Annotated in this window: 15 protein-coding genes and 1 tRNA gene; 11 read left to right on the top strand and 5 right to left on the bottom strand. The window is 32.8% G+C overall.

Annotated features, from left to right (window positions below; genetic code table 11):
* Positions 1 to 57 precede the first annotated feature (57 nt).
* The 11 genes from P8H50_RS10045 (at position 58) to P8H50_RS09995 (ending at position 11051) form a co-directional block, all read left to right on the top strand.
* Positions 58 to 1260 carry an FtsW/RodA/SpoVE family cell cycle protein gene (locus P8H50_RS10045; protein WP_300208522.1) on the top strand — a complete coding sequence of 401 codons (1203 nt, stop codon included), beginning with the start codon at positions 58 to 60 and terminating at the stop codon, positions 1258 to 1260.
* A 68-nt stretch (positions 1261 to 1328) separates the two neighbouring features.
* Positions 1329 to 2459, top strand: a complete 1131-nt coding sequence (gene murG / locus P8H50_RS10040; RefSeq protein ID WP_300208520.1) for an undecaprenyldiphospho-muramoylpentapeptide beta-N-acetylglucosaminyltransferase — start codon at positions 1329 to 1331, stop codon at positions 2457 to 2459.
* 3 nt (positions 2460 to 2462) lie between these two features.
* A complete protein-coding gene (gene murC, locus P8H50_RS10035) occupies positions 2463 to 3815 on the top strand; it encodes a UDP-N-acetylmuramate--L-alanine ligase (protein ID WP_300208518.1) in 1353 nt (450 codons plus the stop codon).
* Positions 3805 to 4524, top strand: a complete 720-nt coding sequence (locus tag P8H50_RS10030) for a cell division protein FtsQ/DivIB (protein ID WP_300208516.1) — start codon at positions 3805 to 3807, stop codon at positions 4522 to 4524. Before murC ends, P8H50_RS10030 begins: the two co-directional genes overlap by 11 nt.
* A 3-nt stretch (positions 4525 to 4527) precedes the next feature.
* Positions 4528 to 5847 (top strand): cell division protein FtsA, encoded by a 1320-nt coding sequence (gene ftsA / locus P8H50_RS10025; protein WP_300208514.1) that lies wholly within the window; start codon positions 4528 to 4530, stop codon positions 5845 to 5847.
* Between the two features lie 78 nt (positions 5848 to 5925).
* Complete coding sequence (gene ftsZ / locus P8H50_RS10020) at positions 5926 to 7878, top strand: cell division protein FtsZ (RefSeq protein ID WP_300208512.1); 1953 nt, start codon at positions 5926 to 5928, stop codon at positions 7876 to 7878.
* Positions 7879 to 8018: 140 nt separating this feature from the next.
* Positions 8019 to 8468, top strand: coding sequence for a GatB/YqeY domain-containing protein (locus tag P8H50_RS10015; RefSeq protein WP_300208510.1), 450 nt, complete (start codon positions 8019 to 8021; stop codon positions 8466 to 8468).
* Positions 8469 to 8483: 15 nt separating this feature from the next.
* Positions 8484 to 8557, top strand: a tRNA-Arg gene (locus P8H50_RS10010).
* A gap of 123 nt (positions 8558 to 8680) precedes the next feature.
* On the top strand, positions 8681 to 9580 hold the full coding sequence (locus P8H50_RS10005; protein WP_300208507.1) for a zinc-dependent peptidase: 900 nt from the start codon (positions 8681 to 8683) through the stop codon (positions 9578 to 9580).
* A 32-nt stretch (positions 9581 to 9612) separates the two neighbouring features.
* Complete coding sequence (locus P8H50_RS10000; RefSeq protein WP_300208505.1) at positions 9613 to 10548, top strand: pyridoxal-phosphate dependent enzyme; 936 nt, start codon at positions 9613 to 9615, stop codon at positions 10546 to 10548.
* Between the two features lie 83 nt (positions 10549 to 10631).
* Positions 10632 to 11051, top strand: a complete 420-nt coding sequence (locus P8H50_RS09995; protein ID WP_300208503.1) for a CBS domain-containing protein — start codon at positions 10632 to 10634, stop codon at positions 11049 to 11051.
* Between the two features lie 57 nt (positions 11052 to 11108).
* Here the strand turns inward: P8H50_RS09995 and rpe are convergent, their stop codons facing one another.
* The 5 genes from rpe to P8H50_RS09970 form a co-directional block, all read right to left on the bottom strand.
* Positions 11109 to 11771: a ribulose-phosphate 3-epimerase gene (rpe, locus tag P8H50_RS09990; RefSeq protein ID WP_300208501.1), complete on the bottom strand. Its 663-nt coding sequence runs from the start codon at positions 11769 to 11771 to the stop codon at positions 11109 to 11111.
* A gap of 37 nt (positions 11772 to 11808) precedes the next feature.
* Positions 11809 to 12219 (bottom strand): BLUF domain-containing protein, encoded by a 411-nt coding sequence (locus tag P8H50_RS09985; protein ID WP_300208499.1) that lies wholly within the window; start codon positions 12217 to 12219, stop codon positions 11809 to 11811.
* A 273-nt stretch (positions 12220 to 12492) separates the two neighbouring features.
* Positions 12493 to 13356: a sigma-70 family RNA polymerase sigma factor gene (locus P8H50_RS09980; protein WP_034062287.1), complete on the bottom strand. Its 864-nt coding sequence runs from the start codon at positions 13354 to 13356 to the stop codon at positions 12493 to 12495.
* Between the two features lie 467 nt (positions 13357 to 13823).
* On the bottom strand, positions 13824 to 14000 hold the full coding sequence (locus P8H50_RS09975; protein WP_300208494.1) for a hypothetical protein: 177 nt from the start codon (positions 13998 to 14000) through the stop codon (positions 13824 to 13826).
* A gap of 107 nt (positions 14001 to 14107) precedes the next feature.
* Positions 14108 to 16357, bottom strand: coding sequence for a polyribonucleotide nucleotidyltransferase (locus P8H50_RS09970; protein WP_300208492.1), 2250 nt, complete (start codon positions 16355 to 16357; stop codon positions 14108 to 14110).
* Between the last annotated feature and the right edge of the window lie 49 nt (positions 16358 to 16406).

Genomic DNA, 16406 nt, shown 5'->3' with positions numbered 1-16406 from the left:
CGAGTCAACAAAAAAATAAAATAGGTTTTGCGTCATTGCGTAGAATGCCAAAAACAAATGCAACAAGTATTTAAAAATATAAAAGGCGATAGATTAATTTGGGCAATAGCTGCTTTACTTGCTATTTCCTCATTTCTGCCTGTTTACAGTGCTGCTAGTAATTTAGCTTATGTAGGTGGAAACACAAATACATTCTCTTTTTTGTTTAAGCACTTTATGCATTTGTTTTTAGGGTTTTCAATTATGTATGGTATTCATAAAATTCCATATCGTTATTTCCGTGGTTTGTCTATGATCATGATTCCTATTGTACTAGTATTGCTAGTTGTTACCATTTTGCAAGGCACAACTATTGAAGGTGCAAATGCAAGTAGGTGGATTAGAATTCCGTTTGTAAACATGTCTTTTCAAACATCTACTTTGGCTTCTGTTGTTTTAATGGTATATGTTGCTAGATACTTATCTAAAATAAAAGACGAACACGTCTCTTTTAAAGAGTCAATATTACCACTTTGGCTTCCAGTTTTTTTAGTCTTAGCATTAATTCTGCCTTCAAATTTTTCAACCACAGCTTTAATTTTTTTAATGGTAGTTGTGCTTGTTTTTTTAGGTGGTTATCCAGTGCGTTATTTAGCAGTAATTATTGGTGCGGGAATTTTAGCTTTAACTTTGTTTATTCTTGTTGCAAAAGCCTTTCCAGAGGCAATGCCAAATCGTGTAGATACTTGGATAAGCAGGATTGAAAACTTTTCAGATGGTGGAGATACAGAAGCCGATTATCAAATTGAAAAAGCAAAAATAGCCATTGCATCTGGAGGTATTAAAGGAGTTGGTCCAGGAAAAAGTATGCAAAAAAACTTTTTACCACAATCGTCTTCCGATTTTATATTCGCTATAATTATTGAAGAATATGGACTCATTGGAGGTTTGTTTTTAATGGTATTATACATGTGGCTTTTGTTTAGAATTGTAATAGTTTCACAAAAAGCAGATACTATTTTCGGTAAACTTTTGGTGCTTGGTGTTGGATTGCCAATTGTGTTTCAGGCCATGATTAATATGGCTGTAGCAGTTGAGCTGTTTCCAGTAACAGGTCAAACCTTGCCTCTAATAAGTAGTGGTGGAACATCTATTTGGATGACGTGTTTAGCCATAGGAATTATATTAAGTGTAAGTGCCAAAAGAGAAGAGATTATAGGAAAAGAAAGAGAAGGTGAAATAGAAGATAATCAATTAGAAATTCTTTCGGAAACATTATAATACAGAGATGTTGCATGCAACGCAAAATAAATGAGTGTAATAAATAAAAAGAGTAAGCGATAAAATTCGTGAATTCGTGGCAAATTATTAAAGTGAGTAGTAAAAACAAAACATATAAAATTATATTATCTGGAGGAGGAACAGGTGGACACATCTATCCTGCAATTGCAATTGCCAACGAATTAAAACTACGTTTTCCAAATGCAGAGTTTCTTTTTGTAGGAGCAAAAGACCGTATGGAAATGGAGAAAGTGCCACAATCTGGTTATAGTATTAAAGGCTTATGGATTACAGGTATAGATAGGAAATTAACACTTAAAAATTTAATGTTTCCGTTTAAACTTATAAATAGTTTATGGAATGCTAGAAAAATTATTAAACAATTTAAACCAGATGTTGCTATAGGAACAGGAGGTTTTGCTAGTGGTCCACTATTACAAATTGCAGCATCAAAAGGAATACCAAGTTTAATACAAGAACAGAATTCTTATCCAGGAATTACAAATAAATTATTATCAAAAAAGGTTCAAAAAATTTGCGTTGCTTACGATGGCTTAGAGCGATTTTTTCCTAAAGGAAAAATTATAAAAACAGGAAATCCTGTTCGCCAAGATCTATTAGATATTGATTCTAAAAGAAGCGAAGCTATAAAGTATTTTAATTTAGTTGAAGGTAAAAAAACACTGCTGGTTTTAGGTGGAAGTTTAGGCGCAAAAGCCATTAACGAATTATTAAAAAACGAATTAGATTTTTTACAAACACAACAAGTACAAATTATCTGGCAAACTGGAAAATTGTATTATAAAGAGTATAAAATAAATGGAGATATAAAGCATGTTCAGGTTCATGAGTTTATAAATAGTATGGATTATGCTTATGCAGCTGCAGATATTATTATTTCTAGAGCTGGAGCAGGCTCGGTCTCTGAGTTGTGTATTGTTGGTAAACCAGTAATTTTTGTGCCTTCACCTTACGTAGCAGAAGATCATCAAACTAAAAATGCAAAAGCTATAGTTGAAGAGCATGCGGCTTTAATGATTGCTCAAGAAGATTTGAAAGTAGATTTTAAAAACAAATTTTCTCAATTAATTGCATCTAAAGAAAAGCAAGAACAACTGAGTATGAATATTAAAAAATTAGCATTAGTTAATGCAACAAAAGAAATAGCAGATGAAGTTGAAAAACTTCTAAATATTTAAATAATGAACTTAAATAACATACATAACGTCTATTTTATAGGTATTGGAGGTATCGGTATGTCTGCTTTAGCACGTTATTTTAGTGCTATTGGAAAAGTTGTTTCAGGATACGATAAAACTAAAACAGAGATAACAGATGCATTAGAAAATTCAGGAATTACCATTCATTTTGAAGATGCTGTAAGTTGTATTAAAGAACAGTTTTTAGATGTTAAACGTACTCTAGTAGTTTATACACCAGCTATTCCAAAAGAACATAGTGAACTAAATTATTTTAAAGACAATGGGTATCATGTTTTAAAGCGATCTGAAATATTGGGTTTAATAACACAAAACACCTTTTGTCTGGCAGTTGCAGGTACACATGGTAAAACAACTACAACAAGTATTCTTGGACATATAATGAAAGTTTGTAATGTGCCATTAACAGCTTTTCTAGGAGGAATTAGTGAGAATTATAATTCTAATCTCATTTTAAATGGAGATCAAGTAAGCGTTGTCGAGGCAGACGAGTTTGATCGTTCTTTTTTAACACTGTCACCAGATATTGCTTGTATTACATCTATGGACGCAGACCATTTAGATATTTATGGAGATGCTTCAGAATTAATAAAATCTTTCGAAGATTTTTCCAAAAAAATAAAACCAAACGGAAAACTGTTAGTTAGAAACGGTTTGCCGCTTGAAGGTATTACATATGGAATTGAAGATGATTCAGATTATTCAGTTCAAAATATAAAAATAGAAAATGGTGTTTATGTATTTGATGTAAAAACGCCAGTTACTATGCTAAAACAATTACAATTTAGCCTTCCTGGTAGACATAATTTATCGAATGCATTAATAGCTTTAGCGATGGCTGTAGAATATGGTGTCCCAACACCAGAGCTTACTAAAGCATTAGCATCCTATAAAGGTGTAAAGCGTCGCTTTACCTACCAGATAAAAACAGAGAAACTTGTTTTTATAGACGATTATGCACACCATCCAGAAGAGATAAACGCTGTACATCAAGCCGTTAGAGAAATGTATCCTGAAGACAAAGTGCTTGCTATTTTTCAGCCGCATCTGTTTTCACGAACAAGAGATTTTGGAGTAGAATTTGCCCAAACTCTTTCAAATTTTGACGAGTTACTTCTTCTCGATATCTATCCAGCGAGAGAATTACCAATACAAGGCATAAGTTCTCAATGGCTTTTAGATAAAATTAGTAATCCAAAAAAACAATTAATTAACAAATCTAATATCATCCAAAAAATTAAAGAAAGTAATGCAAAAATTATTCTCACCATTGGTGCTGGAGATATAGGAGCAGAAGTACAAAAAATTAAAAAAGCATTGGTTCATGAAAATTAATTGGAACTACATAAAAGGCACAGTTTTACTGCTATTAGTAGTGTTTTTGTTTGCTTTTTCTTCTGCTAAAAATGGCAGTCGAAAAGTAGCAAAAACAACAATAGAATTTGTAGATGAGCAGAAGCCATTTATTACACATGCAAATGTTAGTAAATTGTTAATACAAAATCAACAACCGCTTACGAATGTGCCTAAAGAAACTTTAGATTTGAATGCTTTAGAATCTGCCCTGAATGCTAATGCAATGATTGAAAAAGCCGAAATTTTCTTAAATGTAAATGGTGATTTTTCAGCTAAAATAAAACAAAAAAAACCTATTGCAAGAGTCTTAACAACAGACTCTTATTACATAGACAGTAAAGGCGGTTACATGCCTTTGTCGTCTAATTATACAGCGCGAGTGCCTGTTGTAACTGGTAACGTGCTTAAAACAGAGTTAAGTAATATTTATAATGTTGCTAGCAGAGTTGATGCCGATGAGTTCTTGAAAAAGAATGTTGTAGAAATTCATCAAAATCAAAATAAGTCTATAGATTTAAAGTTAAGACAATGCAAATTTATTGTGCAAATAGGAAAACTTGAATATCTAGATAAAAAAATAAACAACTTAAAAGCTTTCTATAAAAAGGCGATTAAGGATAAAAGTTTAGATAAATACAGCAAAGTGAATTTGCAATTTGAAAACCAGGTTGTTTGCACTAAAGTATAAATTATGGAACAAAATTTAGCAGTTGGATTAGACATTGGAACCACAAAGATTGTGGCAATGATTGGTCGTAAAAACGAGTACGGAAAAGTAGAGATTTTAGGTATTGGTAAGTCTAAAAGTTTAGGTGTGCATCGTGGTGTGGTAAATAATATTACCCAAACTATTCAATCTATACAATTGGCTATACAAGAAGCCGAAGCAGCAGCAGCAACTAAAATTGAAGGCGTTACTGTTGGTATTGCAGGACAGCATATTCGTAGTCTTCAGCATAGTGACTATATTACTAGAGCAGATTCAGAAACGGTTATAGACGAAGATGACATCGAGCGTTTAATTAACCAAGTACATAAATTAGTAATGTTACCTGGAGAAGAAATTATTCACGTTTTACCTCAAGAATTTAAGGTTGATGGTCAAGCAGAAATAAAAGAACCTATAGGCATGTATGGTGGAAGATTGGAAGCAAACTTTCACGTGGTTGTTGGTCAAGTATCATCGATTAGAAATATTGGTCGTTGTGTAAAAAGTGCAGGTTTAGAACTTGAAGGCATTACACTAGAGCCACTAGCATCAGCAAATGCCGTATTAAGTCAAGAAGAAAAAGAAGCAGGTGTTGCATTAATAGATATAGGAGGTGGAACAACAGATTTAGCTATTTTCAGAGATGGTATAATAAGACATACAGCTGTTATTCCATTTGGAGGAAATGTAATAACAGAAGATATAAAAGAAGGTTGTTCTATTATTGAAAAGCAAGCCGAACTATTAAAAATTAAATTTGGTTCTGCGTGGCCAGGAGAAAATAAAGACAATGAAATTGTTTCTATTCCAGGATTACGTGGTAGAGACCCAAAAGAAATTACACTTAAAAACCTGTCAAAAATTATTCACGCTCGTGTTGTAGAAATTATTGAGCAAGTTTATGTAGAAATAAAAAATTACGGACACGAGGAACAAAAGAAAAAATTAATAGCAGGTATTGTTTTAACAGGAGGAGGAGCACAGTTAAAACATTTAAAGCAATTAGTAGAATACATTACTGGCATGGACACCAGAGTTGGTTTTCCAAACGAGCATCTTGCTGGTGACAGCGACGATGCTATTACAAGTCCACTATTTGCAACAGCAGTTGGTTTAGTAATGGATGGTTTAAAACGTCAAGAACGCGTTAAAGCAGAAGCCGTTGTAGAAGAAGTAACAGAAGAAATAGAAGTATTAGAAGAGGAAGAAGCTGTGCAAGAAGAAACAAAACCAAAACAAAAACGCTCTTTTTTAGATGCGTTAACAGAACGAGTAAAAGATTTTTTAGACAACGCAGAATAGTGCCAAGCACTAAAAATCTAATAAAAATATAAACGTAGCAATGCTGCGCAAGAATAAAAAATAATAAAACAGAATTTTATGAGCAACAATGAATTCGAAAGTATCGCCTTTGATTTACCTAAAAATCAATCTAATGTCATTAAGGTTATTGGCGTTGGAGGAGGTGGAAGCAACGCCATTAACCACATGTTTCAACAAGGCATCAAAGGAGTAGACTTTGTGATTTGTAATACAGATGCTCAAGCACTTCAAAATAGTGGTGTTCCAAACAAAATCCAACTTGGCGTTAATTTAACAGAAGGATTAGGAGCAGGTGCAAACCCAGACGTTGGCATGCAATCTGCAGTCGAGAGTTTTTCAGATATCCAACAAATGCTTGGTACAAATACTAAAATGGTATTTATAACTGCTGGAATGGGAGGAGGAACAGGAACAGGTGCTGCACCAATAATTGCTAAAATGGCCAAAGAAATGGATATTTTAACAGTTGGTATTGTAACTATGCCTTTTCAGTTTGAAGGAAAAATGCGTAATGAACAAGCACAAATTGGAATAGAAAAGTTGCGAGCAGAAGTAGATTCTTTAATTGTAATTAATAATAACAAGTTAAGAGAAGTTTATGGTAATCTTGGTTTTAAAGCAGGATTCTCTAAAGCAGACGAGGTTTTAGCTACTGCATCTCGTGGTATTGCAGAGGTGATTACACACCATTATACACAAAACATCGATTTACGCGATGCTAAAACAGTACTAAGTAATAGTGGAACAGCAATAATGGGATCTTCTATTTCTTCAGGTCAAAACCGTGCACATGAAGCGATTACTAAAGCTTTAGATTCTCCATTATTAAACGATAATAAAATTACAGGAGCTAAAAACGTATTGTTGCTAATCGTTTCTGGTTCTCAAGAAATAACAATAGATGAGATTGGTGAAATTAACGATCATATTCAAACCGAAGCAGGACATGGTGCAAACATAATTATGGGTGTAGGTGAAGACGAATCGTTAGAAGAATCAATAGCTGTAACCATTATTGCAACAGGATTTAATGTAGAACAACAAAACGAAATTTCTAATACAGAGATTAAAAAAGTTATTCATGCTCTAGAAGAAGACCAAAGTATTGAAAAAGATTTAACTCCAAAAGAAGTCACTCCTGCTATTATTAAGCCAGACATTGTTTTAGAAAAACCTCAGCCACCAAAAGTCGTAAAGCATACTCTGGATTTAGATGAGGACACAGAAGACTCTTTGAGCAAAAAGGAAATGAATTTGGTTAATAAGCAAAGAACAGTCTCTCTAGATGATTTAGGGTTAATACCTACAACAGAAGTTATAAAAAATATGGATGTTGTTTATGATGAAGTTGTTGCAACCTTTAACACAGACGAAGAGTTTGTTATTACCTCAACCGAAGATAAAACAGCCAATATAAATCCTGTAAGTATTGAGGAAGAAGAAAAACAACAAATAACCTTAAGTTTCGACTTGCCTATAAATGAAGACAATATAGAAGAAGAGCAAGAAGAAATTATTTTTAATTTAAACGACATAGAAGTAAACGAACATGTAGAGGTTATTCCAGTAACAGAAGTTAATGAAGGCCAAGAAGTGCGTTATGCTTTAGACGATTATGCAGAAGTAAGTACTAATAATAAACAAACAATAAAAGTAGAAGAGGTTATAGATCAAGAAATTGTTTTCGAAAAGAAAATAATTGCTCAAGAACAAGAGGTAGAAGCTCCTGAGGAAGATTTAGATCCAATGAATAGTTCTATATCAGATATTCTTAAAGAAAGAGCAGACGATAGACGACAAAAAATGAAGTCGTTTAATCATAAATTTAACGCATCAAAAATAGACGATATTGAGAAAATACCAGCATATAAGCGTCAAGGTTTAAATTTAGATGAAACAGTACATTCATCATCAGAAAACAACGTTTCTAAAACAACCTTGAGCATAGATGATAATGATGATATTCAATTAAGAAATAACAATTCATTTTTACACGATAATGTAGATTAAATAGTATTGGTTAATAGCAAGTAATAGATTTAATCTCAACAAGCCCAAAACGCTCCCAAACGTTTTGGGTTTTGTTTTATGGACCTATCAAGTCTTTTTATCTTTTTGCATATCTTCGTAAACTAAAATAAAATTTTAAAATGAGTTTAACTACAAATATCATGACAGCCTTAAAAGAGGCAATGAAAAGTAAGAACACAGTTGCCTTAACGGCTTTAAGAGCAGTAAAATCTGCAATATTATTAGCACAAACAGAAACTGGCGCAAAACAAGAACTAACAGAGGAGCAAGAGCTTAAAATACTTCAAAAACAAGTAAAGCAAAGAAAAGATAGTGCAGCTATTTTTTTAGAACAAGGACGAGAAGATTTAGCAGCACCTGAATTGGCCGAAGCAGAAGTTATTTCTAAGTTTTTACCAGAAGCATTAAGCGAAGAGGAAATAACTAAAGTTGTTGAAGATGTTATTGCCAAAGTAGGAGCAGATGGTATGAAAGATATGGGTAAAGTTATGGGAATGGTAAGCGGTAAATTAGCTGGTAAAGCAGATGGTAAAACCATTTCTTCTATTGTAAAAAGTAAGTTATCTTAGGTAAAAAATAAAAACGGCTACGTAGTTCAACTGGATAGAATATCAGATTTCGGCTCTGATGGTTGGAGGTTCGAATCCTCTCGTGGTCACGAATAAAAATAAAAGCTGAGCGTAAAAACAAGCTTGCTTGAATTTGTAAGTACTGCTTTTCTTTATACAAAAGGAGCTTGACCAAGACATTTAATTCTCTTGTAATTTTCAACCAATACTAAATGAATACAACTTTATTAAGTACTGTAAGTTTGTTAATAGAAAAAGAACCAGCTCTAGTATTTAAAATTGTACTTCTAATTCTAGTTTTAATAGTTGTCTTTCTAACAATTGTTGTGGTTTATGTTGTTTTAAGAGGCTCTTTTAATTTTTTTGAAATGGCACAAGTGGAGCTTTTTAAAAAAAAGCAATTTTATACACATGCTTATTTAAAAAAGAGAACACTTCACAACGATTATAAATCTATTCTTAAAGAACAATTTGGTTTTTATAATCGTTTAACGCTCTCTGAGCAAAAGAATTTTGAACATCGTTTACAGTATTATCTAAAAAAATGGGAGTTTATTGGTAAAGAAATTGAAGTCAATAAGACCATGAAAGTAATGATTGCTGCTACAGCTGCAAAATTAACTTTTGGATTTCGACATTATAAAATAGATTCTGTAAATAAAATTATTATCTACCCAAAAACTTATTTTTCGAAAATAAACAAGCAATGGCATAAAGGAGAATTTAATATGGCTTACCAGGCATTAATATTTTCTTGGGAAGACTTCAAAAAAGGATATGCTATAAGTAACGATAACTTAAATTTAGGCGTACACGAATGTATTCATGCCATACATTTTTCATTTTTAAAATCTAGAAAATATAGTACAAGTTCGGCTATTTTTTTAGACTCTTTTCATGAACTTTTGGTGTTATTAGATGCCAACCAGTCTTTAAAGAAAAAGCTTGTCACTTCTGGTTATTTAAGAGATTATGCCTACGAAAATCAATACGAGTTTATTTCTGTTATTGTAGAAAACTTTATAGAAACGCCTTTAGAATTTCAATCTCAATTTCCAGTAATATATGGCAAAGTCAAGCAAATGCTTAACTTTGATTTTTCAGGTTATTAGCGAAAATAAAATAACTATCTTTAGTTGTAATTATGAAACAAGACAATATAACAAAAGCACATGCGCGCATTCAACAGTTTATACATAGAACTCCAGTTTTAAGTTCCCAGCTTATTAATCAAAAAGTAGAAGCAGACTTGTATTTTAAATGCGAAAACTTCCAGAAAATGGGTGCTTTTAAAATGCGTGGTGCAACAAATGCTATTTTAAAGTTAACAGAAGAGCAACGAAGTAAAGGTGTAGTTACACATTCTTCAGGTAATTTTGCACAAGCATTGTCTTTAGCAGCTAAAAGTTTAGGTGTAAAAGCACATATTGTCATGCCAGAAAACGCGCCTCAAGTTAAAAAGAATGCGGTTTTACAATATAATGGTAGTATTACCGAATGTGAATCTACAACTAAAGCTAGGCAAGAGACTGCAAATAGAATTCAAGACAGTACTGGAGCGACATTTATTCATCCTTCTAATGATATGGATGTTATAATAGGCAATGGAACTGCTTGTAAAGAACTTTTAGAAGACTATAATGATTTAGATTACATAGTATGTCCAATAGGAGGAGGAGGACTTATAGCAGGAACAGCTTTAGCAGCGCATTACTTTGGGAAACAGTGTCAGGTAATAGGAGCAGAACCAATGGTAGTAGACGATGCTTATCGTTCCATAATGAGTGGTAAAATAGAAACTAATAGTTCTACAAATACTATAGCAGACGGATTAAAAACACAATTAGGAGATATTAACTTTCCAATTATTCAGAAGCATATAAAACAAATTATAAGAGTTGAGGAATCTGAAATTATTTCAGCAATGATATTAGTTTTCGAGCGACTTAAAATTGTTATAGAACCTTCAAGTGCAGTCGCTTTAGCAGCTGTAATAAAACAAAAAGAACATTTTAAAAACAAAAAAATTGGAGTACTGTTTTCAGGAGGTAATGTAGACTTATCAAGACTTCCTTTTTAGAAAATAGTGCTTGTGGTGATATTTGTCATGTTTATTTAGCTTAATGTTTAATAACTTTAATATGAATTTAAAACCCAAGACAAATGAAAAAAAGAACACAAGTTTCAACAATAATGACAGAAAATGTTATTACTCTTAATCATACAGATAGTTTAGAAAGAGCAGAAGAGTTATTTAAAAAAAATAACATAAGACATATTCCAGTTGTAAGTGGAGATGCAATTATAGGAATGCTTAGTTATACAGATTTATTAAGAATTAGTTTTGCAGATGCCATAGACGAAAATGAAGATAATGTAGAAACGGTTATCTATAATATGTTTACTATAGAGCAAGTAATGGCAAAAAATTTAACGACAGTATCATCTACTACTTTAATTAAAGAGGTAGCCGAAATACTTTCTAAAAAAGAATTTCATGCTTTACCAGTAGTAGACAATACTAAACTGGTTGGTATAGTAACTACTACAGATTTAATTAACTATTTATTAGAACAGTATTAAATCCAAAATCAATAATTGTAAAGAAAAAAAAAGCTCTTTATGGAGCTTTTTTTTGTTTTAAGAGTTTGCTAAAGCTTTTAAGTTCGCAGTTGTTTTTATTTGGTCTTCACTTTTAAAAATATGGCTTCCAGCAACAAAAACATCTGCACCAGCATCAACAAGTTTTTTAATGTTCTTGTCTGTAACACCACCATCAATTTCAATTTTGGTGTTTAGACCTTGTGCATCAATCATTTTACGAAGTTTACGAACACGTTGGTAAGTAACCTCTTCAAATTTTTGTCCACCAAAACCTGGATTAATAGACATTAATAATATCATATAACATTCAGGTAAAATATCTTCTAAAACAGAAACTGGTGTTGTTAAATTTAAAACTATTCCAGCTTTACATCCAGCATCTTTAATTTGTCTTAAAGTTCTATGCAAATGCACAGTAGATTCATAATGAACAGTTATAATATCTGCACCAACTTTTGCAAATTCTTCAATATAACGCTCAGGCTTTTCTATCATTAAATGTACATCTAATGGTTTTGTTGCATGCTTTTTTATGGCTGCAATTACTGGCATTCCATATGATATATTAGGTACAAAATGACCATCCATTACATCTATATGAAACCAATCGGCATCACTGTTATTAACCATTTCTGTATCACGTTGCAAGTTGCCAAAATCGGCAGCAAGCATTGAAGGCGCTATTAGTTTTGAAGACATTTTTATGTTTTTAGTGTAAAACACAAAGCTAATACTTTTATGCTTCTAGACTAAATAGATTTGAAATAATCTCAGAAAAAATATCTTTACTTGCAAAGTTGTTAGTAACAATTAGGTCATGGTACTCTTGCAGCCCAAATAAAGTGTTTAAATCGTTAACCTTATTATAACCAGTTGTAAAGTTATCAAAAGTATACTCTGTTATAGGAATATCTACCAAAACGTCAATATTTTTATGCCTTTTGTCTGTTTTTATACATGAAAAAATAGCATCAATAGTTTCAGTTTCTCCTTCAATAATTTGAAAGTAGTAACCCTCGTATTTATATAATAGACCCTTTATATTGTAATTATCATTGTTCTTTTTACAAGCATTAAATAGTGTCTCAATTTCTAGAATAGAGGGTTCATTAGTAATCAAGCTTCTATAGCAAATGGTCTTCAACATAGTTAAGTAGGAATCAAAATTTAAAATTCCAGAAATTACCCTAAAAAGCAGGTTTTTTTATATTAATCAATACAATTTATCGATTAAAAGTATAAAATTATCGACAAAATGCGAACTAATAAAAATACAGATTTGGTTTTACAGCAAAATATAGTTGTAAAAATTAAAGTATAACATTATAAAAAAATGAAACCACGGTAATCAGCCGTGGTTTCTTTCATCAATCAAAAAACGAACAGTTATGAATAACTGTTTGTTACTAGAACTTAGATTTTATCCTAAGTAAGTTTTTAATATTTTACTTCTAGAAGTATGTTTTAATCTTCTTATTGCTTTTTCTTTAATTTGTCTCACACGTTCACGTGTTAAATCGAAAGTTTCACCAATTTCTTCAAGAGTCATTGGGTGTTGGTTTCCTAAACCAAAGTATAATCTAATAACATCTGCTTCACGAGGTGTTAAAGTCTCAAGGGCACGCTCAATTTCAGTACGTAAAGACTCATGTAAAAGGTTACGATCTGGGTTTGGCGACTCACCAGAGTTTAATACATCATAAAGGTTAGAATCTTCACCTTCAACTAAAGGCGCGTCCATACTTACGTGACGTCCAGAATTTTTCATAGACTCTTTAACGTCGTTAATAGTCATGTCTAACTCTTTTGCAATTTCTTCAGCACTTGGCGGACGCTCGTGTGCTTGCTCTAAAAAGGCAAATGTTTTGTTTATTTTGTTAATAGAACCAATCTTATTTAACGGTAAACGTACAATACGAGATTGTTCTGCTAAGGCTTGTAAAATAGACTGTCTAATCCACCATACAGCATAAGAAATAAATTTAAAACCACGCGTTTCATCAAAACGTTGTGCAGCTTTAATTAAACCTAAATTACCTTCGTTAATTAAATCAGGTAACGTTAAACCTTGGTTTTGGTATTGCTTAGCTACCGATACTACAAAACGTAAATTAGCTTTTGTTAATTTTTCAAGTGCTAACTGGTCGCCAGCCTTAATACGTTGTGCTAATTCTACTTCTTCGTCTGCGGTAATTAAGTCAACTTTTCCAATTTCTTGTAGATATTTATCTAGCGATGCGGTCTCACGATTAGTAACCTGCTTGGTAATTTTAAGTTGTCTCATGTATGTAAGTGTGAATTTTTCCCTAAAAAGGGAGTGAATAATTTACTATCATTAGTTATACGCACGATTGTTACATTTTGTTACAATAAAGTTTAATTATTTTTTTTGGCGTTACCTTTTTAAACCTGAGATGGCTTAAAAACGTCAGGCTGTACACTATATCTTTTTTAAGAAAAATAAAAAAGGATGTCGTTTCCATCCTTAACGCACTTACTCTTATGGCTTACTCAAAATCTAAGACTTGAGTCGCTTCAATTAAATTATACAATGCGTCAATTTTAGCATATATTTTATTAAAAAACGTATTGCGCTCTTTTTCTCCTGCAGTGTTAAGCAGGTTTTCGTAATTGGCTACAACGTGTTTGTATAAGATTAGTTGCGTGGTTAAGCAACTAATTTAGCAAATAAATCACAGATAGAATATTCCGAAGGAATGATTGTAAGTCGGCAGGTGACCAAGCAATTAATTATACAGGTGTTGTAGGTAGTTTTTTATGGTCCGTCAAAGTTCCTCCAATAAATTCTCCAACACCTTCTAATAATCCATTAAAGACATCTCCGAAATCTAGCCAAGAAGCGTCTATATCTAAATCAGGAATTGCTAACCAATCTAAAGAAGTCGAAGTTGTAAGTCTGCATAACATCTCGGTTTTCTAGAGCAACATCTAAACTTAAAAGCCCTTTAGATTCTTTATAAAAAAAAGCCCATCAAATTTTTGATGGGCTTTTTAATAGCTATGTTAAAAAAGAATTAATCTTCTTTCTTTTCTCCTCTTGGTTTTCTGTCATCACGTCTGTTATCACGACCTCTATTGTCGCGAGAACCTCTGTTATCACGTCCGCCAGAACGGTTATCGTCTCTTGGTGGTCTTTCCTTAAAGCCTTCTGGTTTTGGTAAAATGGCTTTGCGAGATACTTTTTCTTTACGTGTTCTTGGATCCAATCCAAAATACTTTACATCGAAAACATCACCCATATTTACAACATCGCTTACATTTTCTGTACGTTCCCATGCTAATTCACTAACGTGTAATAACACTTCGTTTCCAGGAGCATCCATATACTCTACAACTGCACCAAAATCTAACATCTTGATAACTTTTACTTCGTATACACTTCCAACTGTAGGCTTAAATAAAATAGCATCTATTTTTGCCATTACAGCATTAATACCTTTTTTACCAACACCTAAAATTTCTACAATACCTTCTTCGGTTACTGGATCTTCGTTAATAACAATAGTAGTTTCAGTTTCTTTTTGCATTTCCTGAATTACTTTTCCACCAGGTCCTATTAAGGCTCCAATAAATTCGTTAGGAACACGTCTTGTTACCATTGTGGGTGCATGTTCTTTAACATCTGTATTTGGCTTAGCAATGGTATCTGTTAATTTCTCTAAGATGTGTAAACGACCAGCTCGTGCTTGTTGTAACGCATTTACTAAAATCTCGTAGCTTAATCCTTTTACCTTAATATCCATTTGACAAGCAGTAATACCATCTGCAGTACCAGTAACTTTAAAATCCATATCACCAAGATGATCTTCATCACCTAAAATATCTGATAATACTGCGTATTTGTCACCTTGAGAAATTAATCCCATGGCAATACCAGAAACTGGTTTAGTCATTTGAACTCCAGCATCCATTAAGGCCATTGTGCCAGAACAAACAGTTGCCATAGATGACGAACCGTTAGATTCTAATACTTCAGAAACCACACGAACTGTATAAGGACAATCTGCAGGAATCATGTTTTTTAAAGCACGTTGTGCTAAATTACCATGTCCTACTTCACGACGCGATGTACCACGAATTGGTCTCGCTTCACCTGTACAAAAAGGAGGGAAGTTATAGTGTAAATAAAAACGCTCTTCACCTTCTTGAGATGGCATATCTATTTGGTTTGCGTCTCTAGAAGTACCTAAAGTTACGGTTGCTAATGCTTGCGTTTCTCCACGAGTAAAGATTGACGAACCATGTGTTGATGGTAGGTAATCTACTTCACACCAGATTGGTCTAATTTCGTCTGTTTTTCTACCATCTAAACGCAACCCTTCATTTAAGGTTAAATCTCTAATGGCAGCTTTTTCAGCTTTTCTATAATAATCAGACACTAAACCACCATAATCTTCTAATTCTTCTTCAGAAAACGTCGCTTTAATATCTTCTTTTATTTGTTGAAATGCAGCACTTCTTTCATGTTTAGCAGAACCAGCTTTTGCAATAGCATACACTTTATCGTAAGCCATGTCATATACTTTTTTCTCTAAATCTTCGTCTGTTCTTTCAGGTTCATACTCACGTACAGCTTTTTTACCAAATGCTTCTGCCAATCTTACTTGAGCAGCACATTGTACTTTAATCGCTTCATGAGCAAACTTAATGGCATCTGCCATTTCTTCTTCAGAAATCTCGTGCATTTCACCTTCTACCATCATTACTGAATCGGCAGAAGCACCAATCATCATATCTAAATCAGATTCTGCTAATTGTGAAGGTGTTGGATTAATAATAAATTCACCATTTACACGGCCAACTCTTGCTTCAGAAATTGCACATTCAAAAGGAAAATCTGATAATTGAATAGCAGCAGAAGCTGCTAATCCTGCCATGGCATCTGGCATAACTTCTGGATCGTGAGACATTAACTGTATCATCACCTGAGTTTCAGAATGGTAATCTTTTGGGAATAATGGACGCAAAACACGGTCTACTAAACGCATGGTTAATACTTCGCCATCACTAGGTCTTGCTTCTCTTTTAAAGAAACCTCCAGGATAACGACCTGCAGCAGCAAATTTCTCTCTATAATCTACCGTTAATGGTAAAAAATCTACTGGACTTTGTTTGTAATTGGAAACAACTGTACATAATAACATACATTTTCCAGATTGCACAACAACGCTACCATGTGCTTGTTTTGCAAGTTTTCCGGTTTCGATAGAAATTTCTCTACCATCTCCAAGGTCTATGACCTCTCTAAATACTTTTGGAATCATAAATTTTTTAATTCTAATTTCGACTATTTTAGTTAATATCGAAATTTTG

The sequence above is a fragment of the Lacinutrix sp. genome (assembly GCF_029238095.1).
In the GTDB taxonomy this organism is placed as follows: Bacteria; Bacteroidota; Bacteroidia; order Flavobacteriales; family Flavobacteriaceae; genus Lacinutrix.
Note: the sequence above shows the minus strand (reverse complement) of the source record. Positions and strands in the feature narration are given on the sequence as shown.

Excerpts from the sequence above, each read along its gene's own strand:
- P8H50_RS10045 (WP_300208522.1), top strand. The coding sequence starts at position 58 with ATGCAACAAGTATTTAAAAATATAAAAGGCGATAGATTAATTTGGGCA.
- murC (WP_300208518.1), top strand. The coding sequence starts at position 2,463 with ATGAACTTAAATAACATACATAACGTCTATTTTATAGGTATTGGAGGT.
- P8H50_RS10030 (WP_300208516.1), top strand. The coding sequence starts at position 3,805 with ATGAAAATTAATTGGAACTACATAAAAGGCACAGTTTTACTGCTATTA.
- ftsA (WP_300208514.1), top strand. The coding sequence starts at position 4,528 with ATGGAACAAAATTTAGCAGTTGGATTAGACATTGGAACCACAAAGATT.
- ftsZ (WP_300208512.1), top strand. The coding sequence starts at position 5,926 with ATGAGCAACAATGAATTCGAAAGTATCGCCTTTGATTTACCTAAAAAT.
- P8H50_RS10015 (WP_300208510.1), top strand. The coding sequence starts at position 8,019 with ATGAGTTTAACTACAAATATCATGACAGCCTTAAAAGAGGCAATGAAA.
- P8H50_RS10005 (WP_300208507.1), top strand. The coding sequence starts at position 8,681 with ATGAATACAACTTTATTAAGTACTGTAAGTTTGTTAATAGAAAAAGAA.
- P8H50_RS10000 (WP_300208505.1), top strand. The coding sequence starts at position 9,613 with ATGAAACAAGACAATATAACAAAAGCACATGCGCGCATTCAACAGTTT.
- P8H50_RS09995 (WP_300208503.1), top strand. The coding sequence starts at position 10,632 with ATGAAAAAAAGAACACAAGTTTCAACAATAATGACAGAAAATGTTATT.
- rpe (WP_300208501.1), bottom strand. The coding sequence starts at position 11,771 with ATGTCTTCAAAACTAATAGCGCCTTCAATGCTTGCTGCCGATTTTGGC.
- P8H50_RS09985 (WP_300208499.1), bottom strand. The coding sequence starts at position 12,219 with ATGTTGAAGACCATTTGCTATAGAAGCTTGATTACTAATGAACCCTCT.
- P8H50_RS09980 (WP_034062287.1), bottom strand. The coding sequence starts at position 13,356 with ATGAGACAACTTAAAATTACCAAGCAGGTTACTAATCGTGAGACCGCA.
- P8H50_RS09975 (WP_300208494.1), bottom strand. The coding sequence starts at position 14,000 with ATGTTATGCAGACTTACAACTTCGACTTCTTTAGATTGGTTAGCAATT.
- P8H50_RS09970 (WP_300208492.1), bottom strand. The coding sequence starts at position 16,357 with ATGATTCCAAAAGTATTTAGAGAGGTCATAGACCTTGGAGATGGTAGA.